The organism is Candidatus Poriferisocius sp. (assembly GCF_965208475.1).
In the GTDB taxonomy this organism is placed as follows: Bacteria; Actinomycetota; Acidimicrobiia; order Acidimicrobiales; family Bin134; genus Poriferisocius.
This window is the reverse complement of record NZ_OZ242338.1, coordinates 3,713,199-3,737,725: the sequence shown is the minus strand read 5'-3', so window position 1 is coordinate 3,737,725 and position 24,527 is coordinate 3,713,199. Positions and strand designations below refer to the sequence as shown.

Below are 24,527 nucleotides of genomic sequence, written 5' to 3'. Positions count from 1 at the left end.
CGGCTTATCCTGCGCTGTCGACGGCGATCGTCCCGGCATCGGTGTCGATGACCACCGTGGTCCCGTCGGCTGGCTCGTCGCCGTCGAACTCCACCCCCATGAGGCACGGGATCTGGAAGTCCCGGCTGATGATGGCCAGATGGCTCTCGATGTCGCCCGACCGGCACAGAATCCCGGCCAGGTCGGCCTCGATGGGGGCCAGAAACGTGGCCCCGGCGTCTTTCACCAGCGCCACCGTCTCGGAGGCCACGTCGTCGCCGGCGTCGAGCACCGCTATCACGTCGTCGGGGGTGTCGAAGCGCCTCAACCGGCCCTGCCCGGAGGTGCCGGAGAACACCGGGCTGCCCCGGCCTACCGTTGCTCCCATCAGATATCGATCACTTGGCGATCAGCCGACATCATTCGTCAGAACTCGATGACCTGCCGCACGACCTCGCCGTTTCGCACCGCCTCGAGCGCCGGGTTGATCTCGTCAATGGTGATGCGCCGGGTGATCATCCGCTCCAAATCGAGCTTGCCGTGCTTCCAAAGCCGCAGCAGCCGGTGGAAGTCGGTGCGCACATCGGTGCCGCCGTAGTAGGAGCCCACCAGGGTCTTCTCGTTGTAGAACAGCTCGAAGGCGTTCAGCGAAAGCGACTCTTCCATCCGGCCCACGCCCACGATGCAGCAGGTGCCGCCTCGACGGGTCATGTCGTAGGCGGTGCGCATGAGACCGGGAACGCCGACGCACTCCAGCGCGTAGTCGAACCCGTCGCCTGCGGTGATCTCGTTCTTGGCCCCCTCCAGGTCTTCGGGAAGCACCGCATGGGTAGCCCCAAAGGAGACGGCCTCGTCCAGCTTGGCCGGGTTCTTGTCCACCGCCACGATCTCTGCTGCGCCGGCAATCCTGGCCCCCTGGATGGCGGCCACCCCTACGCCTCCGGCGCCGATTACCAGCACCGACGAGCCCGGGCTGACCTGGGCGGTGTTCATGGCCGCCCCGGCCCCGGTCATCACGCCACAGCCGATGAGGGAGGCCACGTCCAAGGGGATGTCGGGGTCGATCTTCACCACGCCCTGACGAGGCATGAGCATCTTCTCCGCGAAGGTTCCCGCTCCGGCCATTCCCATGAGCTCTTGGCCGCCCTGGCTGAACTTGGTGCGGGCCATAGAGCCGAAGGTGATGTTGGAGCACAGGTTGGGCTGGTGGCGGCCTGTGCAATAGGCGCAAGTCCCGCACGGCGGAGACCACACCACGATCACATGGTCGCCGGGCGCCAGGTCGTCCACGTTGGCGCCCACCTCATCGATGATCCCCGCGCCCTCGTGGCCGAGCACCGCCGGCGGGGCCTGGGGGATGGTCCCGTTCATGGCCGACACATCGGAGTGGCACACCCCGGTGTGGGTGATCTTTATGGATACGTCATCTGGGCCCAGGTCCAACATCTCGACGTCGTCGCACACGTCCAGGTTGGCCTCGCCCACTTCTCGCATAATCGCCGCAAGCATTGGAAGATCGTAGGCCGCGCCAGTGCTCCACGACACACCTAGCGGCCATACCGATGGCTAGCCTCGTCAGCCATGCCGCAGACCATTCCGCTGGACGCCGAGGAGCTGAACCGCCAAGTCGAGTTCTGGGACATCCTGGTCTCGGAGAACTCCAAGAAGCGCACCGGCCTCACCTCGGGACTGATTCCGGTGCGGGAGTACACCGGCTACTCGGGCATGGAGGCCTGGCTGCGCTGGCCCGACATCTTGGCCCGCTGCGACGAGGTGGCCGAGGCGTCCGAACTGGGGGCCAAGATGCGGGGGCCAGGCACGCAGACCACCAACGCCCACCCCTTCGCCCTGGTGTGCATCCCGTTCGGCGGCTGGAGAGCGCTGGAGGAGCTGTCGGCCATGGGGCTCACCACCCAGGTAAACGACGTGGAAGATCGGGTGCGCTTCCTCATGGACTACTGGATCCGATGGGTGGAGCCGTGGCGGGGCGACGGCTTCCGCTCGTGCTGGGATGCGGCCGACACGCTGCGGACCTGCGACCCCGAGATCATCGACACTCTTTATGAGGCGGCCTGGCCGGTGGAAAGCGACGGCGATAACCGCACGGCCCGCCGATTTGTGGCCGGGCTCCAGCAGTATCTGTTCTTGCTGTACCTGGACACCCGGCTGGGCACCGGCGACACCGGCCCGTACCCGCTGCCCAACGGCCGCCACATGATCGTGCGGGAGTTCTCGTCGCTGGCCCAGAGCTGGATCCCATGGAGCCATGTGGCCGCCGATATGCCCTATCAAAATCTGGTGGTGGGGCTGGTGTTCCGGCCCGGGGTCCACAACCGGGTGAGCGACCTGTCCACCACGTTCTCGGTTCCGGCCGACAACCTGGCCTGGCTGGAGGCCATGTCGGTGTTCAACCCCCAGCCCGGCGGCAAGCTCGTGCCGGTGGACCGGGAGGAGCTCCCCGACATCCTGGCCGCGGTCAAAAAAGCCCAGGCCGATGCCTACCGGCTGATGAACACCTGGACCTTCGAGGAGAAGGTCCGCAACGGCACCTATGTGTACTTCCGGGGCTTGATGTGGCCGTTCACCACCATGTGCGGCATAGACGACGAATTCGACTGGTCGATCCCCCACCCCCACACCGCCGAGACGGTGTGGCCCATCTTCGCCGGCGGCCTGCCCGAGCAGGAAGGCGCCGAGGAAGTGGCCTTCCCGATGTTCCCCCGATTGAAAGGCTCCTGACCGTGAAGTTCGACCTGGCATTGATTCAACGGAGGAGCACCCCGTGAAGTTCGACATGCCGCTATCGGCCGATCTTGCCGGGGTTAGGGACCAGGCCCGGGCCTACCAGGACATGGGGGTCGACGGGGTGTTCACCTTCGAGGGGCAGCGAGACGTGTTCTTCCCCCTGCTGGCCGCGGCCCAAGACACCGGCCTCGACCTCTACACCAACGTGGCCATCGCCCTGCCTCGCAGCCCGATGCATCTGGCCTACCAGTCGTTCGACCTGCACCGGCTGTCGGACGGGAAGTTCGCTTTGGGCCTGGGGTCGCAGATCAAGCCCCACATAACCAAGCGCTACAGCGCGGTGTGGGACCGCCCGGTGGCCCAGATGCGGGAGCTGATGGCGGCCACCAAGGCCATTTTCGCCCGGTGGCAGGACGGCGATCCCCTCGACTTCCGGGGCGACTACTACACCTTCACGCTCTCCACCCCGATCTTCGAGCCCGAACCACTGGAGTGGGGGACGCCGCCCATTTGGGCCGGGGCACTGGGGCCGAAGATGACCCAGATGGTGGCCGAGACCGCCGACGGCATCCTGATCCACCCGTTCTGCTCCGAGCGCTTCCTGCGAACCAGAACGCTCCCCGCGGTGGAGACAGGCCTGGCTGCCGCCGGGCGCAGCCGGGACGATTTCACCTTCGGAGTGGGGGTGATCGTTGGGCTGTACGAAGACGGCGCCGACGAGTCAAAGGCCTGGGAAGTGGAGCAGCTCTGCCGTTCCAACCTGGGCTTCTACGGCTCAACCCCGGCTTACCGGGTGGTGCTCGACGCCCACGGCTGGGGCGGGCTCCAAGACGAGCTCAACCGCCTCACCAAACAGGGCCGCTGGGGTGATATCGGCGACGTGTGGGACGACGAGATGGTTCACACCCTCAGCATCCAGGGCACCCCTGCCGAGGCCGCCGCCGAGATCCACAACCGCTTCGGCGGCCTGGCCGACCGCATCCACCTCTCCCTCCACGGCGCCCCCCAACCCCTGGTGGCCGAACTGTTCGCCAACCTGAAGGGCTGAGGGTCCCAACCGACTCTCTTTCTCATGTGTGGGGCAGCGAAAGGCCGCTGCTACGGTCATCCTTCGTGCCAGTCACAAGACAGCATGTGGATGAGCAGTGCTTCAACCCCGACACCGCTCTGCCCTATGAACTGCGGCTTCATGACTTCACATCCGCAATGCAAGACGTATACGACTTCTTCTACGACGTGAACGCACACCTCACGAACAAAGGCCTTGACCGGCTTGAAGACATGCTACGAAAGGCCAACTTGTCCGGGACTCTTTCGGACATGATCACGGCAAGCTTGGCCAAACGCTCCAGGGTCCTCACTCAGAATCGCTACCACAATGGGCATCCCGATCTGATTGTCAAGGGAAAGTTCGCCAACGACTCAGTGAAAGCAGGAGACGAAGGCGTTGAGATCAAGACAACGGTTAGGAAAGGTGGGGCGGTTGACACCCATGGCGCGCGTGAGCAGTGGCTTTGTGTTTTCGTCTACCAAGTTGATAACGAGACAGAGCCAGTCATTGATCGTCGGGCGTTGAAGTTCACTGAGGTGTACCTATCGCGTGTGGGAGTGGATGATTTCAGAAAGAACGATCGAGGCGAACTCGGCACTCGTACAGCAACCCCCCACAAAGAAGGGCTTCAGAAACTGCGGAGTAACTGGGTCTACCTCGATGTCGAATCAGAAGACAAGGGCGGCTCACAAGAGGGTTTGTAGTCCGCGAGCAGGGGGATAGCCGACTGAGCCAACTGAAAATACTCAGGATCGGACTCCACGCCGATGCTCTCATAGCCAATGTGCTCGGCAGCTGCGATGGTCGAACCTGATCCTGCAAACGGGTCAAGCACGATCCCCTCTCCCAGCGGCAGGATCGCCCTGACTGCTTGGCGCAGAAATGCCTGCGGTTTGAGGCTTGGGTGCGGAGCGAGACGACGTTCGTCGGGCCGTGTGGGTGAAGAGGCAATCACATCGGCAAACGGGCGCTCTGAAGAGACACGCCTCAACCCCCCTGTCCCCCACTTCCGAAGGTTGTCCTGTACCCGTCCGTCTAGAGGTTTGCGAAACAAGAGCCACGGCTCCCATTTGGACCTTGGCATGACCGTGACGTCCGAAAACTCCTCATGAGCGTTTTTTGGCCGGTCGCCACCTCGCATTGTCATCACCAGCCTGACGACCTCTCCCCGCCGCTCGAGGCCTGAACGACACACCGAAAGAGCCACACGGTGTGAGAGCAGGGGATTTGAGGCAACCAGCACGTGCGCTCCAGGTATCAACACGGGAAAGAGAGCATCAGCCCACGCCGCAAAGAAGCGGTCCAAAGCATCAAGATCCGCTTCCGTGAGCGTGGTGAATCTCGGCACCGGAGATCGTCGATGTCCGTCGTATGCCGGTGGAATGCGCCACACGCCACCCCGTCCTTGACGGAGTTTTCGCTGTTGATCCGGCCGATACTCCAACAGACCGTAGGGAGGGTCGGTGACAACGCCGTGAATCGAATTGGCGGGCTGATCAGCCAGCCAGTCCAAGCAGTCGCCATAGAACACAGACGCCCGCCCCACCTGGAAGGCAGGGGCCCATACCGGGCTGAAGGCAGCTTCAGCCGAGTTGGTAGACGCCACGTTGGACTCTCCTGAACTGCTTGGCTGGCCCAGTATTGAGGTTGAGGTAGCTGCGAACGGATGACTCTGCGACCGTCGTTCCAAGTCGAGCTTCAACTGCGGCATGGATTTCCTTCACGCTCATGGGACCGCTAGCGCCGGCCAAGGCATCACTCACGGCGTCACGCACTTGTCCAGGCCTAAGACGGTTCCGGCTTGAGGGGGAAGCAACGACCACAGACCAACCGTAGACGTCTAGACGTCAAAAGTGGTGGACCTCCGGGCCTGACAACAGCCTACGGATAGGAGCGACACTTCAAACTGAGACTCAAGTAGAAGGAAAAGATCAACCCGGGGGTTGGATGTGGGCTTCTACTCGGTTGGCGGGCTCGTCGATCCAGCCTTTGGAGTTGGCGTAGGCCAGCATTCCTTCGAATTGGGCCTGCCACTCGGCGTCGGCGGCGTCGCCGGCCAGATCCCGCACGAAGGCGATGTCGATCCACAGGTGGTTGGCTCGTTCTGAGGCTGCGGACCGGTCTCGGAAAGCGGCCACCGCGGCGGCTACGTCGCCGTCGATTGCCACGTGGAACTCCCGGAAATTATTGGCATCTTCGAGGGTGATCGTGTCGGCAACGGCGATGAACATGGGCTCAGCTTTGCGCCTGTCGAGGGCGGGTGTCGATCCGCAGGGAGAAGGGCAGAGACAGGGCGGCCGTTATGACCACCATGCCCATAAGCAGGTCGATGGCCTCCGATGCCGAGGCGGCGGTGGTGGCGAAGGTGAGCCCGAGGGCCACACCGATGGTGGTCGCCACCCGCTGAGCGGTGAAGTTGATGCCAGTGGCCAAAGAATGCTTGTCGGCAGGCACATCGGTGACCGATGCGGCCATCAAGGACGGGAAGACCATGCCGGTGGCCACCCCGATAATGGTCATGCCGGTCACGAACACCGCGGCGTTGGGTTCATCGCCCAACACCACCCACAGCATGATGGTGCCGCCGACATAGATGGCGGTACCAGGGAGGATGAACATGCGATGGCCGGTGCGGTGGGCGATCCGGCCGATGAGCACTCCGACCACCCCGGCGAACAGAGCCAGCGGCGCCACCGCGAACCCGCCCTCTATGGGAGTCCACCCCCAAGACCGGATGATGATCACGGTGAATCCGAAGAACATGGCGAACCACGACGACGCGAAGATCAGCATGGACAGGTTGCTCCGGCGCACATTGGGAAAGCGAAACAGCCGCAGCTCCACCAGCGGGTTCGGATGATGCCACGACCGCTGCACGAACAGCCCGAAAACAGCCAGACCCCCTGCGATGCTGCCCCCCACCTTCAAGTCAGCCCAGCCCCACGGATCGCTCTGCACGATCCCCAAGGTGACCAGCGCGGTAGCCGCGGCCACCATCAGCCCGCCAAGGGGGTCGGGCAGCGCCCGAATGTCGGCGCTGCGGGACTCCCTGTAAACCAACGGAACCACGACTAGGACGATGAGGCAGAACGGGACGTTCAGCCAGAACATCCACTCCCACCCCAGCCACTCGATAGCCAATCCGCCCACCGGCGGGCCGATGGCCGACGACGTCCCGCCGGCCACCGCCCAGATCCCGATGGCCAGCGGCAGCCGATTGGCGGGCATCGTGGCCAGCAACAGGGCCACTGCGGCCGTGTTCACAGCGGAGGCGCCCAGTGCCAGCACCGCCCGGGCTCCTATCAGCACACCCACCGAGGGGGCCAGCCCGCCCATCACCGAGCCGGCCAAGAAAAGTAGCGTGCCGACGATCAGCATCCGCCGCCGCCCCAGCTTGTCGGCCAGCACACCGGCGGGTACCAGGGTGGCCGCCCCGACAATCGTAAATATGTTGGTGACCCACGACAGGGTCGGGTCGGAGACGCCGGGGAATGCCTCCCCGAGTGCCGGGTAGCCCACCGTCATGATCGACAGGCCGATGCCGGTTAGCGATGCCGCGATGACCAGTACTGTCAACCCGATGGCCGGATGTCCGGTGACTGGTTGGGGGGCGTCCGCTGCGGTCACCTAGCGTTTGCCCACAGGAAGTAAGGCGATGATTTCCTGGGCATGATCGGCCACGCTAGACGAGGTATCAGCAACATGAGCAGCGAGAGCACAGAAGGCACCGTCACCGAGGTCCTCGGCGGCGACATCCTGGTGGCCCAAGACGGCGGGGTGCTCACCCTCACCTTGAACCGGCCCGAAGCCCACAACGCCATCACCCCCGATCAGCGGAACTTCTTGGCCGACGAGTTCGCCCGGGCCAGCGATGACCTCGCCGTTCGAGCGGTGATCTTCACTGCGGTGGGCAAGGGATTCTGCACCGGCGCCGATTTGCGCATGTCCAGGCCCGACCCGGTGCGGCCTGAGGGGGCCCCAGCCCGAGCCATCTTGGATAGCGCTCGGGGCATCAAGACCGGGGCTCAGAAGCTGGTCGCAGCCATCTTGGACTGCGAGAAGCCGGTGATCGCCGCGGTCAACGGCACCGCCGCGGGCATGGGAGTACACATGGCGGTGGCCTGCGATCTGGTGATCGCCGCCGAAGGAGTGCGGTTCATCGAGGTGTTCGTGCGCCGGGGCCTGGTGCCCGACGCCGGCGGCGTGTACCTGCTGCCCCGGCTGATCGGCCCCCAAAAGGCCAAGGAGCTGATGTTCTTCGGCGACGACGTGAGCGCGTCCGATGCCGCCGCCATGGGATTGGTGAACCGGGTGGTGCCTTCCGACGAGCTGATCCCCACTGCCCGAGCTTGGGCCGAACGGCTGGCCGCCCAGCCCACCAAGAGCCTGACCATGAGCAAGCTGCTGGTCAACCGCAGCTTCGAGACCAGCCGCCAGACCATGTTCGAGATGGAGTCGTGGGCCCAGGAGATCCTGATGGCCGGCGAAGATGCTATGGAGGGGGTCGACGCCTTCAAAGAGCGGCGCGACCCCAACTGGAAGGGCTGGTAACTACCGGGCCTCGGCCAGCGTGCGGCCGATGGCGGCCAACTGTCGGCTACCGCCGCCGAAGGTGTTCTCCAACTGCTTGACCCACAGGAAGTAGCGGTGCACGGGGTAGTCGATGTCGGCCCCCATCCCCCCGTGCAGGTGTTGGGTGGCGTGTACCACCCGCTGCCCGGCATCCGCCGACCACCATTTGGCCACCGCAGCGGCGTCGGCTATCTCGGCCCGGGAGCGCCCCTGGTCGATGAGCCAGGCGGCCTGGAGCAAGGTGGCCCTCATGCATTCGGTGTCGATGTAGCAATCGGCCGCTCGCATGGCCACCCCCTGGTTGGTGGACAAGGGGCGCCCGAACTGCTCGCGCTCCGACGTGTAGGACGCAGCCATGGCCGTGGCCTCCTCACAGCAGCCCAGCGCCACCGCGGCCACTGCCACCTGGGCCCGAACCAGGGTCCACTCAACGATCGACCGCCCGTCGGCGCCGTCCAACCTCGCGTCGTCGCCGACCACAACCGACTGAAGCGCGAGCTCGCCGTGGAGCTCCTGGTTGGTGGTCTCGCTCAGCACCACCTCCACCCCGTCGGAATCGAGGTCCACCACGAACACCGCCAGGCTGCCACCATCGCCGGCAACTCGGGCGGGCACAACTGCGGCGTCGGCCACCCCCGCAGCGGGAACTGAGGGCTTGGACCCGTCCAACAGCCAAGTTCCGTCATCGCAGCGGAGTGCGGTTACCGATGGGGAGAATGGGTCATCGGCCCCCCACTCGGAGAACGCCCCGGTCAGCACGGCCTGCCCGGAGGCAACCGGGCCGAGCCATCGGTCTCGCAGCGTCGGAGAGCCGAACTCGGCGATGGGCATGGCCCCCAGCACCAAAGTGGGCCACAGCGGCACCGGCGCTACCCAGCGTCCCTGCTCCCGCAGCACCAAAGCGGTCTCGATCATGCCGAGGCCAAGCCCGCCATGGTCGGCGCCGATGTTGACTCCCAGAAGATCGGTGCCGGCCAGCGCGGCCCACAGCTCTTGGTCGAATCGATCGGCGGTGCGCTCCACCTCGGCCACCCGATCACCCCCCGATGAACCGGAGAACACCTGCGCGGCCAGTGCGGCCACCGCCTCCTGCGACTCGCTGAAATCGAAGTTCATCGCCGCCCGCCCCTGGTCATTTGGAGCCCGGTCCAGGCCACGATCTCCCGCTGAACCTCGTTGACGCCGCCCCCGAACGTGTTGATCTGGGCAGTGCGGGCCGCGGCCTCCACCCGTCCCGCCAACAGCGCACTCGGGCTCCCCTCCCGGAAGTGGGCCCCTGCCCCCAGCACCCCCAGCAGGAGGTGATAGATGTCGCTCACCGCCTCGGTGCCGTACACCTTCACCGCCGACGCCCGGGCCGGTGCCAGCGAGTCGGCGGCCACTGCTGCGGCCATCTGCCAGTTCAGCAGCTTCATGGCCTCCAGCTTGGCGTGGCACCGGGCCAAGTCCATCTGCACCCACGCCTGGCCAAGCACTGCGGCCTCGCCTCCGCAGGCCGCCGGAGTCTCGGCCGCCCAGGCCATCACCTCCTCGTAGAGCTGGAACGACAGCGCCCCCACCGCAGCCAGCCCCACCCGCTCGTGGTTGAGCTGGCTGGTGATGAGCTTCCACCCCTCGTTCTCCGCTCCCACCAAGTTGGCAGCCGGCACCCGAACCTCGTCGTAGTAGGTGGCGGTGGTGGTGGCGTTGCCCACCGTCACGATGGGGGTGAAGGAGAAGCCGGCGGTGTCGGTGGGCACGATGATGATGGAGATGCCCTTGTGGTTGGGGGCATCGGGATTCGTGCGGCAGGCCAGCCAGATGAAGTCGGCCTCATTGGCGCCGGAGGTCCACATCTTCTGGCCGTTGATCACCCATTCATCGCCGTCGCGCACCGCCCGGGTGGCAAGCGAGGCCAGATCAGTGCCCGCGCCCGCCTCGCTGTAGCCGATGGCGAACAGGATGTCTCCGGTCAAAATGCCGGGCAGGTATGCGGCCTTGTGCTCTTCAGAGCCGTGGGCCATCAGCGTTGGCCCCACGGTGTTGAGGGTGACGAACGGCATGGGGCAGCCCGATCGCTGGGCCTCGTCGAAGAAGATGAACTGGTCGATGGCTGATCGTCCTTGGCCGCCATAGGCCTTGGGCCAGCCGATGCCCAGCATGCCGTCGCGCCCCAGTTGGCGGAAGATCTCCCGGCGAACCGGGCTGGTCTCATGGGCGCCTTGAAGTGCTTCGCGTGCCTCGTCGGTCATCAGGCGGGCGAAGTACGCCCTCAGCTCAGTGCTGAGCACCCGCTGTTCGTCTGTGTAGTCGAGATACACCGAGCCGCGACGCTAGCAACGCAGGCGGTGCCGTGCCGCCGTGCGCAGCGTGGAATCTGGGTGGAGGCTAAAGGGCGTCGGCGCCCTGCTCGCCGGTTCGGATGCGGGTAAGTCCCTCCACCGAGGACGTCCAGATCTTGCCGTCGCCGATCTTGCCCGTGCGGGCGGCGCCGGCGATGGCCTCGGTGGCCGCGGCCATCGAGGAATCATCCACCACGACCTCGATGCGGGACTTGGGCGTGAACGACACCTTGTACTCGGTACCCCGGTAGGTCTCGGTGTGGCCGCCCTGGCGACCGAAGCCCTGAGCCTCGCTCACGGTCATGCCTTGCACACCAACCTCGGCCAACGCCTCTTTGATGTCTTCAACCTGATGGGGCTTTACCACCGCAGTGATGAGTTTCATGGGAGCCGTCCTTTCTGGTCGCCGGTGGGGACGTTATCAGGTCAATACAAAAGAGGCAACGACTCGCTTTCGGCCCGGTTTCTCCCCGATTCTGTGCCTTATGCATCAGCACATTAGTACAATATCAGCGTGCGTATCTGGATAGACGGCAGTGCCAGGGTCCCGCCTTATGAGCAACTTCGGGCCCAGCTCCAGCTGATGGTGTCATCGGGCCGGCTCGAACCCCGGGAGCGGCTGCCGCCCATCCGTGCGCTGGCCTCAGAGTTGGGGCTGGCGCCGGGAACGGTGGCTCGGGCCTATCGGGAGCTGGAATGGGCCGGCATCGTGGAAGGCCGAGGGCGGGCGGGCACATTCGTGGTGGACGAGCCCCCGGTGGCGTTCTCGGTAGTGGAGCGCCAGTTGGCCGACGCGGCCGAGGCATTCGCCGACCAGGCCAAGCGACTCGGGGTCGACCAGCCGTCGGCGATGCTGGCCCTGGAAACCGCCTTCGCCTCCCGCTCCGACCCCGATCCAGACACCGGCTGACCCTTGCCGGGATGTTTCACCCCAGCACCACCGAGGGGTCGGGTACCAGGTCGCGGGCCAGCCACTGGAACATCCGCCAGCCATTATCGGACGAGAACAGCGAGGCCTCGACTTCTTTGGCGGCCTCCTCGCTGATCGGCTTGGCATCGGGGGCTTTCACATGCACCTCGGCCACCCGCTCGGCGGCCACGAACCAGCCCACCGCCTCTCCGGGCGAGCGCCCTCCGGTGAGCAGGCCGTGGTTGCGCAGGATGCACACCCGGCTGCTGCCCATGGCCTGGGCGATGGCCTCGCCGCCGGCCACGTCGTTCACTTCGAGGTTCTCACCGTCGTACAGAGATTGGTCGAACACGAAAGCGCACGATTCCTGGCTGATGGCCTGAAACGGCGCCACATTGGCCGACCACGATGTGCCGTAGGGGGTATGGGTGTGGGCAGCCGACGCCAGATCGGGACGGGCGTTCAGGATCGGCCAGTGGATGTGGTAGGCCGCAAAGTTCACCCCATTCTCCAGGGGGCCGGCTGAGCCCTGGCCGTCGGGGCCCACCAGGGCGAGGTTGTCGATGGTGGCGTCGCCGAACCGGATGCCGTAGCCCAACACCCAGAAGTGGTCAGTGAGGATCGGGTCGCGGGCGGTGATGTGGCCGTCGCCGATCTGCCCCCAACCCATGGCGGCGAAGATCCGGTAGCCGATGGCCGCCTCCCATTTGCGGAGCAGGCGCAGCTCTTCAAGGTCGGAGATCTCAGCGGGAACGGCGTCGTAGGCGACGCCGGGATAGCGGTCTAGCTGCAATCCCATTCGCCGATGATACCCGTAGGCTTACCTAGTGATCGCCGGAAGGCTGTTTGCCTGTCTCGCTTTGCTGGCGGCGCCGGCGGCCGGATGCAGCGATAGTCCCGCGCCGCTCTTCAGTCCGACACCCGCAGCCTCCCCTGCTGCTCCAACGCCCTCAAGCTCCCCCACTCCTGCCCCCGCCCCCAGGCCTGATGCCACCCCCGCACCTCCGCCGACACCGGCAATTCCTGTTCCCATCCCCACTGCCTCCCCGGTGCCGACGGCCCCACCCGAACCGGTTGAACCCTCGGCCGGGGTGGGCGACAGCTTCTATCCCCTGATGGGCAACGGCGGCTACGACGTCCTCCACTACGACATCGATCTCGACATAACTCCTTCGGCCAACGCCTTGGACGCAGTAACCACCTTGACCGCGGTGGCCACCGGCGATCTGGACACGTTCAACCTTGATTTCCACGGGCTGGAAGTGGAGACGGTGGCCGTCGACGGGGTTGAGGCTGAGTTCTCCCGCGATGGAAGCGAGATGACTGTCCATCTGGCCGCGGCGATCTCATCGGGCGCGCAGTTCACCGTCGCCGTCGCCTACTCGGGAATCCCCCAGCCCGTTGCTGATCCCGGTGTGCCGTTCTTCCCGGTGGGGTGGCACAGAACCGACGGGATGGTCTACACCGTCAGCCAGCCCTCTGGCGCTATGACGTGGTATCCCAACAACAACCACCCCACCGACAAGGCCACCTTCACGTTCCAGATCACCGTCCCCGACAGCGTGACGGCCGCCGCCACCGGCCTGCTCGCTGATGAGACTTCGGCCGATGGCCAAACCACGACCACTTGGCATATGGACGACCCGATGGCCACGTATCTGGCCGCGGTTTACGTCGGCGACTTCGAACGCCACGAGCAGCAGACCGACAGCGGCCTGTTGATCCGCGACTACATTCCCCGCGACTCCGATCCCTCGATTCTCCGCGATCTGGCAGTCGCCCCCAACGCCATAGCATTCTTCGAGGAGATCCTGGGGCCGTATCCGTTCGACGTCTACGGCACCATCGTGACGCCGTTCCCCCTTGGGTTCGCCTTGGAAAACCAGACGCTGTCCATACACGACCGATACGGCATCGACCCGTACATCATCGCCCACGAAGCGGCTCATCAATGGATGGGCAACTCGGCAACCGTCGACGATTGGAGCCAGATCTGGCTGCACGAGGGCTTCGCCCACTATCTGGGGCTTCTGTTTGTGGCCGACTTCCACGGCCAGAACATCGAGTCGGTCATGTCCGGGGAGTACCGCGATCTCGTGGTGACAGGGGCCTCACCGCCGGGCGGCATAACGGTCCAACAGCTCTTCGACCCCAACGCCGTGTACCGCCGGGGCGCGCTGACCTTGCACGCTCTGCGCACCCACACCGGCGACGATGTGTTCTTCGACATCCTGCGCACCCACTACGACCAGGCCGCCGGAGGCACCACCAACACTGAGTTGTTCCTCGGGATTGTCTACGACCTCGCCGACGCTGAAGCCGTGTCGCTCGTCGAGTCGTGGCTGTACGACCCAGAGATGCCCGGCATTGTGAGTGGTCCAACCTTGTGACCCACTAGAACAGGGGCATGACCCATCTGAACTTGAGCGCCGATGAGGTGCTGACCACCACCCGAGCGGTGCGTCGGCGGCTGGATACCTCCCGACCGGTGGCACCGGAGTTGATCGCCGAATGCCTGGAGATCGCCGTGCAGGCCCCCACTGGGTCGAACCGGCAGAACTGGCGGTTCATGGTGGTCACCGAACCCGACCTCATTGCCGCCTTGGCCGACCTGTACCGCCGGGCCGGCGAGGTGGCCGCCGACTACCTGGGCGAGCTCCCCCGGCTTCAGCCGCCCGACCCCGCCCAGCTAGAGGCCACCAACGAGAAGATGCACGCCTCAGCCGGCCACCTGTTCGAGCACATCCACGAAGTGCCGGGCATGCTGATCCCGTGTTTGGTGGGACGGGTTTGGGACCATCCCCCGGTGACGGTGGCCTCCCATGTGGGTTCGGTGATCCAAGCGGCGTGGTCGTTCATGCTGGCCGCCCGGGAGCGGGGTATCGGCACGGTGTGGACCACCATCCACCTGTGTTACGAGCAGGAGGCAGCCGATCTGCTGGGAATCCCCTACGACGAGGTGATGCAGCTAGCCCTCATCCCCTTCGCCCACACCATCGGCACCGACTTCCGCCCCGCCCGCCGGGAGCCCCTCGAGCTGGTCACCCGCTGGAACCGCTGGTAGAGCGGCCCCGTAGGATGCCCCCATGGATCCTATGAAGGCTTTGGACTACGTCCGGGAGAACGCCAACGCGGTGCTGGCCACCATGCGTAAGGATGGCACCCCCCAGATGTCGCCCGTCACCCTGGCGGTGGTGGGCGACACCGTGGCGATGAGCACCCGCGAGACCGCCTACAAGACCAAGAACTTGCGGCGCGAACCCCGCAGCTGGCTGTGCGTGTTCCCCCGGAATTTCTTCGGCGAATGGGTGCAGATCGAGTGCCAGGCTGAGATCATCTCCGGCCCGGCCGCGCTGGAGCCGCTTGTTGAGTACTACCGCACCCTGCGAGGCGAGCACCCCGACTGGGACGAGTACCGCCAGGCAATGGTCGCCGACCAGCGCTGCCTGGTGAAGTTCCACATCCTCCGCGCCGGCCCCGACCGCTCGGGGTAGCGCCAGACCCTCCGCCGATAATGGGCCCTTCCCCAACCTGGACCGTGTACCTCGACGGACTCAACTTCTATGCGGCGGTTCGAGGCAATCCTGCTACCAAGTGGGTTGACTTTGCTGCGCTCGCCACACGTTTGGTTCCCCGCCTCGAAGCAGTGGATAAGGTCAAGTACTTCACATCTCAAATCTCGGAGAAAGCCGCGGAGAATGCCGACTCGCCACGGCGCCAACGAGTCTTCATCCGTGCGATTCGTGCCTCTGGAGTCGAGGTGTTCGAAGGCAAATTCAAAGTGCCCGACGACTGGAGGGCTGTTTCGTCGCGCGGCAAGTGGGAGGATCGACTCCGCCCGAGACCGCCCAAAGAGATGTTGCGGGATTTTCACGAACACTTTGCAGGGCACCAGACCCGGCCATGGAAAGCAATGGTCGAACTGCCACATGAGAAGTTCACCGATGTTGCAATCGCGTCCCATCTCTTGCGCGATTTCTACCGCGGCGACTGCAAACAGGCAATCGTTGTCACAAACGACTCGGACCTGAGGCCAGCGATTGAACTCGTAGTCGGCGACGGTCATCACGTGGGCGTCTTCAGCCCCATGAAAACCATTTCCCGAGATCTGGAGCGAGTGGCCTCTTGGGCCAAGTCGATTCGGCCTGAGCTTGTCGCCCAATGCCAGATGCCTGATGAAGTCCAAGAGCCTGGATCCAGCCGCATCTTCAACAGGCCGGCAGCGTGGAAATAACAGAGGCCCCTCACACGGAGGGGCCTCGGGTCCTGACCGACGAAGCGATCAGGGGGTTATGTGCCCAGTATAGGCAAAAACCGGCCAGAAGCCAGCGGAGTTCGGGCTATCCCTCGCCATCCAGCGCGGCCTCGTCCGTTTCCACATTCAGCGCGCCGGCCCCGACCGCTCGGGGTAGCCGACACACCTGTGCATCCATCGGGTTCATAATGTGGATGAGATGTGCGGAAGATACAGCCTGACTGCTAGCCCGGCAGAGCTGGCCACAAGGTTCGAGTTCGAGGGCTACGGAGAAGCCGCCCAGCAGAGATTCAACATCGCCCCCACCCAGCAGGTTCTGACCGTCGTGGGCGGCGAAATCCGCCAAACAGGTTTGATGCGCTGGGGCCTGATCCCACCATGGGCCAAGGACACGTCCATCGGCAGCGCCATGATCAACGCACGAGCGGAGACGGTGGCCGAGAAGCCATCGTTCCGCGATGCTCTGAAGCATCGCCGCTGCCTGGTCCCCGCCGACGGCTTCTACGAGTGGCAGAAGACGGGCGGCGCCAAGCGCCCCATGCGGGTCGTCTTGCGAACCGGCGAACCCTTTGCCTTTGCCGGAATCTGGTCGGCATGGCGAGACCCCGCAGGCAGCCGTATTGAATCGTGCGCCATAATCACCACCGAGGCCAACAACCTGCTCAAACCGATCCACCACCGGATGCCGGTCATCCTGCCCGAAGAGTTGGAAGCCCTATGGCTGGACGCTCCCTACGATGATTGCTTCCCTCTAGCCGAACTCCTTGCTCCTTACCCCTCCGACGCCATGAAAGCCTACGAAGTCTCGACCTCCGTCAACTCCGCATCCAACGACATTCCCGAGGTTGCTGAGCCAGTGGGCAATGAGGCCGACAGCGTGTCAGAACCGCGATTGCCGTTGGGGTGAAACGCAAGCTGAGCAAACGCCAAGTTTGCGTCTTGGCCTGGCCTTCTGGATTCCGAGGGTCAGGGCAAAGCCTGAGATGCGCAGGTCAGTTTCTGAGGACGGGACTGTGCTGGACGAGTCGGTAGGTGGTTGTCCCATGTTCGGGGAAGGGGTCGGGGGGCGCCTTGATCCGATGCAGGCTCAATGGTTCGCGGCAAACCTGCCAATTGCAGTCGTGGACAAGGTGATGACAGCCCGGACAAAGCAGGGCAAGGTTGTCGACATCGGTGGGGCCGCCATCAGTCCAATGCTGGATGTGGTGAGCCTCGCACCGCTCTGGCGGGGAGTTGCAGCCGATACATCCGCCATCTCGGGCCGCAAGCATGATGCGTTGGGCCAAAGATGCCGACCGCTTGGACCGGCCCAGCCACAGCGGCTGGCCGTCGGCATCAGCAAAAGCGGTGTAGACATCGGCATCAGCGACTAATCGGGCCAACTCCTCGGGGGGGCACAGGCTGCCCGTCGTCAAGATGGGGCTGGCCGAGTTGGCCAGAGGCCGCGTCGTACTCGGAGATGATCAACAGCGATGCCGGCGCAGTCCGCTGCGGACCGTCCCGAGTGATCAACTGCACCAACGCGTCGGCATTCCGCTGCAAGTACGTGATGTCGCTGCCGGGCTTCTCCTCACGGCGGAACGCCTCAGCCATCCTGGCCCAGGCCATGCTGACCCGCTTGCCCGCCATGTAGTCGAGGTGGGCGAACAGCTTCCACGACCCGTCAGGCTCCTGGGTGATGGATCCTCTGCGATCCAGGCGCTGCTGCTGGTACTTGGTGTGGTCACGCACATCGGCCCTCTCTCGACGCAACGCGTAGCGGGAAAGCAGATCGGCTGGCACCGCCTTGGCATCCCTCAAGATGACCTCTTCGGTGCGGTAGTCGGGCTTCCCTGCCAGGCGGTCGATCACCCGAGCATGACCAGAGTTGATCTCCCCATCAGCCAGCGCCTCCAACGTCGCCGGAAAGTTCTCCGAAAGCGAGACCGCCAACTTCACATCCCCGCTGGCCCGCCCCGCCGATTCCAACACCCGCTCCCGCAACACCCCCGCCGTTTCCCGGCAAGTGGTGCGACGGGCCCTCTCAGCCAACGCCTTGGCTAACTCCCCTTCAAGCTGAGAACGAGCCCGGCCAAGCCCTTCAATTCGATCATCCAACCCTTCGATCGACAGCTCACCAACTTTTTCCCGCACTACACACAACACAACCTCTGGCTCCACACCAGAGTTATCGCATACGACTGCGGTTTCAACCCCCGCTGAACCTGCAAACTCCATGCCCAAAACAATACCACCCACCTGCGACAGTTACTCCAACACCGGGCTAGAATGCAACAAATTACTTGAGGCTACTTCCTACTACTCAAAACGACTTACGCTGACGACATAGAAATTATGTGCCCGCCGAAGTAGAGCCAATTGTTCAAATCAAGTGGGCATTCATGAGCGAGAATTTACGCGCTGCGCTCCTCTTATAAAGTTTGCTGGCATCTCAACGTTGAGACAAGAAACTCCAAATAAACTACCTGATGATGTGCAACACGCAACGCGAGGGCCGGACAATTGAATCCGGCAACTTTGCTCGGTGGATTTATGAATACGCCATTCATAGAAGCCGTTCAATGAGGGCCGGGGGGTTAGCCCCGGCGACGCTGGTCACCTATTGCAGCAAAGGCTTTCGCTGAAGACGTTCAATGAGGGCCGGGGGGTTAGCCCCGGCGACGCATGATCTCCAGGATTTGTACCCCTAGGCTACATGAGCGTTCAATGAGGGCCGGGGGGTTAGCCCCGGCGACGCACGACGTAGCCGCCGTGCGCTTTGACGTCGACGCCGTCCGTTCAATGAGGGCCGGGGGGTTAGCCCCGGCGACGCTTGTCGTGAGTCAGTCTGACTCTGTAATTCGTCATAATCGTTCAATGAGGGCCGGGGGGTTAGCCCCGGCGACGCCTCGCCCACCCCCATCTCCGGCGACGTGTCCACATCCCGTTCAATGAGGGCCGGGGGGTTAGCCCCGGCGACGCGCGGGTTGTGCGATCTCGTCTGCGGTCATGCGCTCGTCCGTTCAATGAGGGCCGGGGGGTTAGCCCCGGCGACGCGGGCCTCCCACGAATCGGGAACCGGGAACATCAGAACCGTTCAATGAGGGCCGGGGGGTTAGCCCCGGCGACGCGCGGGTTGTGCGATCTCGTCTGCGGTCATGCGCTCGTCCGTTCAATGAGGGCCGGGGGGTTAGCCCCGGCGACGCGCGGGTTGTGCGATCTCGTCTGCGGTCATGCGCTCGTCCGTTCAATGAGGGCCGGGGGGTTAGCCCCGGCGACGCAGCTCGGCCCCCGCTGGCCTGACGCCCGCCACGTCCGTTCAATGAGGGCCGGGGGGTTAGCCCCGGCGACGCATTACAAGCTGCCGGTCATGTCCGCGATCCAGGACATCGTTCAATGAGGGCCGGGGGGTTAGCCCCGGCGACGCCGCGCCCGCGTCAGAGCCCTATACACAGACAGTTCCGTTCAATGAGGGCCGGGGGGTTAGCCCCGGCGACGCCCCCGTCCGCATCGGCCAGAGCGCCGACGCCGACGACCGTTCAATGAGGGCCGGGGGGTTAGCCCCGGCGACGCCTCACCATCGGCGAGTCGGCCACAGACAGCAGCCACGTTCAATGAGGGCCGGGGGGTTAGCCCCGGCGACGCTTCTTCGCCCAGACGAAACTGGCGAACCACCCGGTCACCGTTCAATGAGGGCCGGGGGGTTAGCCCCGGCGACGCCGTCGCGCGCATACTCCCTCTCGTTCCCGTCAAGCTGCGTTCAATGAGGGCCGGGGGGTTAGCCCCGGCGACGCGGCCGCCGGTCCGCGGGCCGACGTTGGGCTCGGTGTCCGTTCAATGAGGGCCGGGGGGTTAGCCCCGGCGACGCAGCTTGCCCAAATCGGCCCGGACGCCAGGGTGGAACAACGTTCAATGAGGGCCGGGGGGTTAGCCCCGGCGACGCCAGCTCGCCCCTTTTTTTTCCGGCTCCTGGGTGTCCGTTCAATGAGGGCCGGGGGGTTAGCCCCGGCGACGCGTCTGAGCCGACGATCGGGGAGGTCAGCTTCAGCAGCGTTCAATGAGGGCCGGGGGGTTAGCCCCGGCGACGCGACTGGCCGTCGTCGTTGTATCCGCGGGCGTCGGCGTTCGTTCAATGAGGGCCGGGGGGTTAGCCCCGGCGACGCCCGGCGACGCGCCCGCAGACCGCCGCTCTCAGGAGGTGCGTTCAATGAGGGCCGGGGGGTTAGCCCCGGCGACGCGCCGGGCGACGGCGGGGAAGCCTTCGTGGCGGCGGTGAACGTTCAATGAGGGCCGGGGGGTTAGCCCCGGCGACGCAGCCACGACTTGCCTTCCGACGCCCCCGCGATCATCGTTCAATGAGGGCCGGGGGGTTAGCCCCGGCGACGCGCGGAGCGTTGCTGATCCACAGGATCTTCATACCGGGCAACGTTCAATGAGGGCCGGGGGGTTAGCCCCGGCGACGCGGGCTTCACGCCCTACTGGAGCCCCGCGAAAGAACACGTTCAATGAGGGCCGGGGGGTTAGCCCCGGCGACGCCGTGGGGCGAGCCGCAGGCGAACGGCGACGCCATCGACTCCGTTCAATGAGGGCCGGGGGGTTAGCCCCGGCGACGCTTCTGGTTGGTTTGTGTTTTTCATCATGTAGATAGTCGTTCAATGAGGGCCGGGGGGTTAGCCCCGGCGACGCCACGCCGCGCATCTTGACCGAGGACGGCTCCCCCCCCGTTCAATGAGGGCCGGGGGGTTAGCCCCGGCGACGCCGTTCCGCTCCCGCCGGACGGTGCCTCCGCGCACGCCCGTTCAATGAGGGCCGGGGGGTTAGCCCCGGCGACGCGTCTGGACGATTGTCTGGAGGATGGACATGCGGCCATCCGTTCAATGAGGGCCGGGGGGTTAGCCCCGGCGACGCCCCGGGACGTGTTCGCGCACATCTTCCGGTACAACGCCCGTTCAATGAGGGCCGGGGGGTTAGCCCCGGCGACGCCCGGGCCGTCGAAGTCGAGGTACTTTGCCGACCCCCCGTTCAATGAGGGCCGGGGGGTTAGCCCCGGCGACGCATTTGGGCGGGGGTGAACCACGGGGTGCCGTCGGGCTGCGTTCAATGAGGGCCGGGGGGTTAGCCCCGGCGACGCCACAGGTCGAACCGGCGACCCGATCCCAGGGTGAACCACGTTCAATGAGGGCCGGGGGGTTAGCCCCGGCGACGCCTCGGTGAAACCGCCGCGGTCTGGGCCGCCGAAGACGTCCGTTCAATGAGGGCCGGGGGGTTAGCCCCGGCGACGCTGTGGGCTGTGGGTCGCAGCGGGTTGGCGACGGTGGGCGTTCAATGAGGGCCGGGGGGTTAGCCCCGGCGACGCTTCAATTTGTGCGTTCATGATGACAATCTACCATGCCGTTCAATGAGGGCCGGGGGGTTAGCCCCGGCGACGCCGCCCACGCTCAGACTCGCGGTCCGACCGCTCTGACACGTTCAATGAGGGCCGGGGGGTTAGCCCCGGCGACGCCTGGAATTTGGCGTCGACGGCGTGGTCAGAGTTCTCGATCGTTCAATGAGGGCCGGGGGGTTAGCCCCGGCGACGCCCCGGGCGACGGCGGGGAAGCCTTCGTGGCAGCGGTCAACGTTCAATGAGGGCCGGGGGGTTAGCCCCGGCGACGCCGAGCGAGTTCATTCATAATGGTTTCCTTTCAGGAATGGCGTTCAATGAGGGCCGGGGGGTTAGCCCCGGCGACGCCACGACTCGGTCGCGGACTCCGACTGGGCGTCGTCGGACGTTCAATGAGGGCCGGGGGGTTAGCCCCGGCGACGCCTGGGTGTGCTGTCGGAGTCCGACGACGCCAGCTGCCACTCCGTTCAATGAGGGCCGGGGGGTTAGCCCCGGCGACGCCCCGACACGGGGTCCGCCCTGTTGGACAGGGGCGGCGACCGTTCAATGAGGGCCGGGGGGTTAGCCCCGGCGACGCCCGGTCCACGGGTTGGAGCCGGTGCGGATCTGCGCCTCCGTTCAATGAGGGCCGGGGGGTTAGCCCCGGCGACGCCCGGACACCCCGCAATACCGCATCGTGCTCGCCGACGTCGTTCAATGAGGGCCGGGGGGTTAGCCCCGGCGACGCCTCGTGACTATGTTTAGGAGGCGTTATGCGCAGGCCGTTCAATGAGGGCCGGGGGGTTAGCCCCGGCGACGCCGACGGGGTTTTTTTGGACGCCGGACAATGAGCCGGCGTTCAATGAGGGCCGGGGGGTTAGCCCCGGCGACGCCGGCATCGGACCACTGGGACGTACCCCGACGGTGCTAGCGTTCAATGAGGGCCGGGGGGTTAGCCCCGGCGACGCCGAACCCGGCGAAAGCGGTCACCGCCGGCTCCAGCGCGTTCAATGAGGGCCGGGGGGTTAGCCCCGGCGACGCCCCCCCAATCTTGATTTCCGGTGCTTGTGACTGGACTTCGTGATGGAGGGAATGGTGTGACATGGGCCTTAATGCTGTTTTGCTCTATTCGGTTGTCAAGAATCACTGGAGGTTCTCACTTGCCAGCGAAGGACCACCAAAGAGAATACCGCCAACAGATGACAAGTTGCGTCCCCTCAGTCACATGATCCAGGTGTCACCGAGTTGATGAGGCCTGTCGATTCCGATGACTGTGCGACTGTCGCGCAGATTGCCATTCACCCGGTAGATGATGACGCTATCGAGATTCAGGTCAATGACATCGTACAGTTCACCAACCATCCGAGCGTGTGATTCTGGAGTCAAGCGGCATTCAAAAACTGACTGCTGAGCCCGCTCTCCGTAGGAGGAGCAGACATCAGCAACCTTTCGCAGCCGAGCGGCTCCAGCTGAGGTATCAGTGTTGGCGATGTCATAGGCAACGACCACGTCCACTGTTCAGTCCTCAAGCAAGAAAGGCGGATAACCCGGCAAGTCGCCTCGGAGCCATCTGGCCATGAGAGTTGTTTGAGCAGTTGGAATCGCCCACCGCTGAACGGGGCGCCCAAGAACGCCGTGATTCAGCGCAATGTTCTTGTGATCTTCCCACAGGCCAAGTAGGCATCGACGTCCTTCGTCGGTCAGGTAGAACGCGCCACCAGGCGTCTCAGTGAAGTGCTCAGGGGTGATCTGGCCGCGCCGAATTGAAGAGACCACGAAGCGGTCGGTCAATGCTCTGAGCTCTTCCGTCAGATCGAGAGCAAGCGACGGACGCCCAGCACGCAGGGCTTGGTGCAGGAAACCGACTTGAGGGTCCAATCCAACGGCATCGCATGCCCCAGCAGTCTCTGAAGTAACCAGGCCGTAGCAAAAGGACATCGCCGCATTGGCCGGGTCTCGGGGTGGCCGCCGGGACCTTCCACTGAACCCCATGCCGTTGAATCCGGCGAGAGCCTCAGCGAGACCGTTGAAATAGATGCGGGCAGTGTCACCTTCGATACCACGGAGCACGTCGCGATCATCTGCTGAGGCGACCCTGTCTACACGCCGCAGAACCTGGTCGCTGCGGTCTCGAAGCTGAGCCGAAGTTCCGGAGTCAGGATGGTCATATGCCCATCGACGAAGAACTGTGGCGCTGTTGCGGACCTTCGCAGCAACAATGAGTCGGGCTGCACCGATGGCAGCGATTTCGTCGCTGGCGGCCGCGTGATGCGCTGCCCGCAAATGGACATTCCCAGCAATAGGCCCGCCAACGATAAACCTGATCTTCCCACCTCTGGTCAAGACCGACACTCGGACCTTCCTGCGGACACACTCAGCAATGGCATCTGTGGTGATGTGCCCAGCGAACATCACCACGGCATCGACTGCCTCAAGGGGTATCCGACGATCTTGCTCAAGCGTAGATACAACTAGTGAGCCCTTCTTGTACTTGATCCTCGTCTGATACTCGGTTGAGTAGACCGTGTTTCGCGTCCTGCCCCCGTCTGTGCCGGCTACGTCCAAGGGTTCCGTCATACGGAAAGCACTTGCTGGAGGTATACAGCAACTTCAGCGGCATTGGCAGACGTCTCAGGCAGACAGTGGTGCCGGAGCTGGCATTGAGGGCATCGACTGTCGTTCGGCGCATGGGGCAGGACACCCTTGACTAGGTGCTGTCGGATTTCCTTGATGGCATGGAAGGTTCTTCTACGGAGGTCCGGTGTTAGGTCTACTCGGAATCTGCGCCGCGGCCCGCCATACCAGATGGCAGCCTCAGAAATGGAGGTGTCGAGCATCTCCTCCAGACAGATCGCCTGGGCACACACTTGGAGGTCCGCGGTGATGCCATGCCGAACACCAGACTTGTGCTCAACCGGCCGAACAGTGCCGTCTTCACTGACCTCAATGACATCGGCTCTACCTGATAATCCATACCGCTCCGACCAAAGTGGCACCGCTCGCAACATCCGCTTGCCGCGTTCTTTGCGGGACTTTGTGGGATCGTCCGTACGGCGATGTGCCCTGGAGCCTCGCACGGTGTGTGGATTATCGGCCCAGATGCCGTCAACATGGATGAGGGCGCACTGACGCGGGCAGTATTCGAAGTGCTCAATTGCGGAAATGGGAACTACTGCAATCTCCGAATTACCCATACCTAGTTCGGTGATCTCCTGAATTGGCGGCGCGTACGCGAACGGCCTGGCTGAATGAGTTCGCTGCTGAATCCTTGGGTTCTGTCGGCTCTCGCAGTGGGTATGTAGGGCTTGGTCACCCAGCCTGCATGAATCCCTAGCTTGTCCCAGTCGGAGTTA

24 protein-coding genes and 1 CRISPR repeat array are annotated in these 24,527 nt (G+C 64.4%); of the genes, 10 read left to right on the top strand and 14 right to left on the bottom strand.

Annotation, left to right across the window (positions count from 1 at the left end):
• Positions 1-4 precede the first annotated feature (4 nt).
• Both ACOGXA_RS17485 and ACOGXA_RS17480 read right to left on the bottom strand, forming a co-directional pair.
• On the bottom strand, positions 5-367 hold the full coding sequence (locus tag ACOGXA_RS17485; RefSeq protein ID WP_419925120.1) for a PEP-utilizing enzyme: 363 nt from the start codon (positions 365-367) through the stop codon (positions 5-7).
• Between the two features lie 38 nt (positions 368-405).
• Complete coding sequence (locus ACOGXA_RS17480) at positions 406-1,488, bottom strand: Zn-dependent alcohol dehydrogenase (RefSeq protein WP_419925119.1); 1,083 nt, start codon at positions 1,486-1,488, stop codon at positions 406-408.
• 72 nt (positions 1,489-1,560) lie between these two features.
• Here ACOGXA_RS17480 and ACOGXA_RS17475 point away from each other — a divergent pair, with 72 nt between their 5' ends.
• The 3 genes from ACOGXA_RS17475 to ACOGXA_RS17465 all read left to right on the top strand — a co-directional run bounded on the left by ACOGXA_RS17475 (position 1,561) and on the right by ACOGXA_RS17465 (position 4,479).
• Positions 1,561-2,718 (top strand): hypothetical protein, encoded by a 1,158-nt coding sequence (locus ACOGXA_RS17475; RefSeq protein ID WP_419925118.1) that lies wholly within the window; start codon positions 1,561-1,563, stop codon positions 2,716-2,718.
• A 43-nt stretch (positions 2,719-2,761) separates the two neighbouring features.
• On the top strand, positions 2,762-3,772 hold the full coding sequence (locus ACOGXA_RS17470) for a TIGR03617 family F420-dependent LLM class oxidoreductase (protein ID WP_419925117.1): 1,011 nt from the start codon (positions 2,762-2,764) through the stop codon (positions 3,770-3,772).
• 65 nt (positions 3,773-3,837) lie between these two features.
• On the top strand, positions 3,838-4,479 hold the full coding sequence (locus ACOGXA_RS17465) for a hypothetical protein (RefSeq protein ID WP_419925116.1): 642 nt from the start codon (positions 3,838-3,840) through the stop codon (positions 4,477-4,479).
• Here the strand turns inward: ACOGXA_RS17465 and ACOGXA_RS17460 are convergent.
• The 3 genes from ACOGXA_RS17460 to ACOGXA_RS17450 all read right to left on the bottom strand — a co-directional run bounded on the left by ACOGXA_RS17460 (position 4,428) and on the right by ACOGXA_RS17450 (position 7,402).
• On the bottom strand, positions 4,428-5,306 hold the full coding sequence (locus ACOGXA_RS17460; protein WP_419925115.1) for a DNA-methyltransferase: 879 nt from the start codon (positions 5,304-5,306) through the stop codon (positions 4,428-4,430). The two genes, ACOGXA_RS17465 and ACOGXA_RS17460, sit on opposite strands and share 52 nt — an antisense overlap.
• Before the next feature lie 400 nt (positions 5,307-5,706).
• Entirely contained in the window at positions 5,707-6,006 is a 300-nt protein-coding gene (locus ACOGXA_RS17455; RefSeq protein WP_419925114.1) for a hypothetical protein, read from the bottom strand.
• A gap of 4 nt (positions 6,007-6,010) precedes the next feature.
• Positions 6,011-7,402 carry an MFS transporter gene (locus tag ACOGXA_RS17450; RefSeq protein WP_419925113.1) on the bottom strand — a complete coding sequence of 464 codons (1,392 nt, stop codon included), beginning with the start codon at positions 7,400-7,402 and terminating at the stop codon, positions 6,011-6,013.
• Between the two features lie 75 nt (positions 7,403-7,477).
• Here ACOGXA_RS17450 and ACOGXA_RS17445 point away from each other — a divergent pair, with 75 nt between their 5' ends.
• Positions 7,478-8,326 (top strand): enoyl-CoA hydratase/isomerase family protein, encoded by an 849-nt coding sequence (locus tag ACOGXA_RS17445; protein WP_419925112.1) that lies wholly within the window; start codon positions 7,478-7,480, stop codon positions 8,324-8,326.
• Here the strand turns inward: ACOGXA_RS17445 and ACOGXA_RS17440 are convergent, their stop codons facing one another.
• From ACOGXA_RS17440 to ACOGXA_RS17430, 3 genes are all read right to left on the bottom strand, one after another.
• Positions 8,327-9,463 carry an acyl-CoA dehydrogenase family protein gene (locus tag ACOGXA_RS17440; RefSeq protein WP_419925111.1) on the bottom strand — a complete coding sequence of 379 codons (1,137 nt, stop codon included), beginning with the start codon at positions 9,461-9,463 and terminating at the stop codon, positions 8,327-8,329. It lies immediately after the preceding gene.
• Positions 9,460-10,647 carry an acyl-CoA dehydrogenase family protein gene (locus tag ACOGXA_RS17435; RefSeq protein ID WP_419925110.1) on the bottom strand — a complete coding sequence of 396 codons (1,188 nt, stop codon included), beginning with the start codon at positions 10,645-10,647 and terminating at the stop codon, positions 9,460-9,462. The genes ACOGXA_RS17440 and ACOGXA_RS17435 overlap by 4 nt, the downstream gene beginning before the upstream one ends.
• Before the next feature lie 67 nt (positions 10,648-10,714).
• A complete protein-coding gene (locus tag ACOGXA_RS17430) occupies positions 10,715-11,053 on the bottom strand; it encodes a P-II family nitrogen regulator (RefSeq protein ID WP_419925109.1) in 339 nt (112 codons plus the stop codon).
• 129 nt (positions 11,054-11,182) lie between these two features.
• Here ACOGXA_RS17430 and ACOGXA_RS17425 point away from each other — a divergent pair, with 129 nt between their 5' ends.
• Positions 11,183-11,578, top strand: coding sequence for a GntR family transcriptional regulator (locus ACOGXA_RS17425; protein ID WP_419925108.1), 396 nt, complete (start codon positions 11,183-11,185; stop codon positions 11,576-11,578).
• Between the two features lie 16 nt (positions 11,579-11,594).
• Here the strand turns inward: ACOGXA_RS17425 and ACOGXA_RS17420 are convergent, their stop codons facing one another.
• Positions 11,595-12,377, bottom strand: coding sequence for a class II aldolase/adducin family protein (locus ACOGXA_RS17420; protein WP_419925107.1), 783 nt, complete (start codon positions 12,375-12,377; stop codon positions 11,595-11,597).
• A gap of 250 nt (positions 12,378-12,627) precedes the next feature.
• Here ACOGXA_RS17420 and ACOGXA_RS17415 point away from each other — a divergent pair, with 250 nt between their 5' ends.
• The 5 genes from ACOGXA_RS17415 (at position 12,628) to ACOGXA_RS17395 (ending at position 16,740) form a co-directional block, all read left to right on the top strand.
• The gene (locus ACOGXA_RS17415) at positions 12,628-13,968 is read left to right on the top strand and encodes a M1 family metallopeptidase (RefSeq protein ID WP_419925106.1); all 1,341 of its coding nucleotides are present in this window, start codon (positions 12,628-12,630) and stop codon (positions 13,966-13,968) included.
• A 17-nt stretch (positions 13,969-13,985) separates the two neighbouring features.
• A complete protein-coding gene (locus ACOGXA_RS17410; RefSeq protein WP_419925105.1) occupies positions 13,986-14,642 on the top strand; it encodes a nitroreductase family protein in 657 nt (218 codons plus the stop codon).
• 22 nt (positions 14,643-14,664) lie between these two features.
• Positions 14,665-15,072: a PPOX class F420-dependent oxidoreductase gene (locus tag ACOGXA_RS17405; protein WP_419925104.1), complete on the top strand. Its 408-nt coding sequence runs from the start codon at positions 14,665-14,667 to the stop codon at positions 15,070-15,072.
• A 44-nt stretch (positions 15,073-15,116) separates the two neighbouring features.
• On the top strand, positions 15,117-15,812 hold the full coding sequence (locus tag ACOGXA_RS17400) for an NYN domain-containing protein (RefSeq protein WP_419925103.1): 696 nt from the start codon (positions 15,117-15,119) through the stop codon (positions 15,810-15,812).
• Positions 15,813-16,032: 220 nt separating this feature from the next.
• The gene (locus ACOGXA_RS17395; protein WP_419925102.1) at positions 16,033-16,740 is read left to right on the top strand and encodes an SOS response-associated peptidase; all 708 of its coding nucleotides are present in this window, start codon (positions 16,033-16,035) and stop codon (positions 16,738-16,740) included.
• An 85-nt stretch (positions 16,741-16,825) separates the two neighbouring features.
• On the opposite strand, the gene ACOGXA_RS17390 is transcribed toward ACOGXA_RS17395, so the two are convergent.
• From ACOGXA_RS17390 to cas4, 5 genes are all read right to left on the bottom strand, one after another.
• The gene (locus ACOGXA_RS17390; RefSeq protein WP_419925101.1) at positions 16,826-17,215 is read right to left on the bottom strand and encodes an HNH endonuclease; all 390 of its coding nucleotides are present in this window, start codon (positions 17,213-17,215) and stop codon (positions 16,826-16,828) included.
• Positions 17,196-17,864: a DUF222 domain-containing protein gene (locus tag ACOGXA_RS17385; RefSeq protein WP_419925100.1), complete on the bottom strand. Its 669-nt coding sequence runs from the start codon at positions 17,862-17,864 to the stop codon at positions 17,196-17,198. Before ACOGXA_RS17385 ends, ACOGXA_RS17390 begins: the two co-directional genes overlap by 20 nt.
• 524 nt (positions 17,865-18,388) lie before the next feature.
• Positions 18,389-22,215: a CRISPR direct-repeat array (repeat unit 37 nt; unit sequence CGTTCAATGAGGGCCGGGGGGTTAGCCCCGGCGACGC).
• 180 nt (positions 22,216-22,395) lie between these two features.
• On the bottom strand, positions 22,396-22,689 hold the full coding sequence (gene cas2, locus ACOGXA_RS17380; RefSeq protein ID WP_419925099.1) for a CRISPR-associated endonuclease Cas2: 294 nt from the start codon (positions 22,687-22,689) through the stop codon (positions 22,396-22,398).
• A gap of 3 nt (positions 22,690-22,692) precedes the next feature.
• Entirely contained in the window at positions 22,693-23,751 is a 1,059-nt protein-coding gene (cas1, locus tag ACOGXA_RS17375) for a CRISPR-associated endonuclease Cas1 (protein ID WP_419925098.1), read from the bottom strand.
• Positions 23,748-24,368: a CRISPR-associated protein Cas4 gene (cas4, locus tag ACOGXA_RS17370; RefSeq protein WP_419925097.1), complete on the bottom strand. Its 621-nt coding sequence runs from the start codon at positions 24,366-24,368 to the stop codon at positions 23,748-23,750. Before cas4 ends, cas1 begins: the two co-directional genes overlap by 4 nt.
• Positions 24,369-24,527 lie beyond the last annotated feature (159 nt).

Excerpts from the sequence above, each read along its gene's own strand:
- ACOGXA_RS17485 (WP_419925120.1), bottom strand. The coding sequence starts at position 367 with ATGGGAGCAACGGTAGGCCGGGGCAGCCCGGTGTTCTCCGGCACCTCC.
- ACOGXA_RS17480 (WP_419925119.1), bottom strand. The coding sequence starts at position 1,488 with ATGCTTGCGGCGATTATGCGAGAAGTGGGCGAGGCCAACCTGGACGTG.
- ACOGXA_RS17475 (WP_419925118.1), top strand. The coding sequence starts at position 1,561 with ATGCCGCAGACCATTCCGCTGGACGCCGAGGAGCTGAACCGCCAAGTC.
- ACOGXA_RS17455 (WP_419925114.1), bottom strand. The coding sequence starts at position 6,006 with ATGTTCATCGCCGTTGCCGACACGATCACCCTCGAAGATGCCAATAAT.
- ACOGXA_RS17445 (WP_419925112.1), top strand. The coding sequence starts at position 7,478 with ATGAGCAGCGAGAGCACAGAAGGCACCGTCACCGAGGTCCTCGGCGGC.
- ACOGXA_RS17440 (WP_419925111.1), bottom strand. The coding sequence starts at position 9,463 with ATGAACTTCGATTTCAGCGAGTCGCAGGAGGCGGTGGCCGCACTGGCC.
- ACOGXA_RS17430 (WP_419925109.1), bottom strand. The coding sequence starts at position 11,053 with ATGAAACTCATCACTGCGGTGGTAAAGCCCCATCAGGTTGAAGACATC.
- ACOGXA_RS17420 (WP_419925107.1), bottom strand. The coding sequence starts at position 12,377 with ATGGGATTGCAGCTAGACCGCTATCCCGGCGTCGCCTACGACGCCGTT.
- ACOGXA_RS17410 (WP_419925105.1), top strand. The coding sequence starts at position 13,986 with ATGACCCATCTGAACTTGAGCGCCGATGAGGTGCTGACCACCACCCGA.
- ACOGXA_RS17405 (WP_419925104.1), top strand. The coding sequence starts at position 14,665 with ATGGATCCTATGAAGGCTTTGGACTACGTCCGGGAGAACGCCAACGCG.
- ACOGXA_RS17395 (WP_419925102.1), top strand. The coding sequence starts at position 16,033 with ATGTGCGGAAGATACAGCCTGACTGCTAGCCCGGCAGAGCTGGCCACA.
- cas1 (WP_419925098.1), bottom strand. The coding sequence starts at position 23,751 with ATGACGGAACCCTTGGACGTAGCCGGCACAGACGGGGGCAGGACGCGA.
- cas4 (WP_419925097.1), bottom strand. The coding sequence starts at position 24,368 with ATGGGTAATTCGGAGATTGCAGTAGTTCCCATTTCCGCAATTGAGCAC.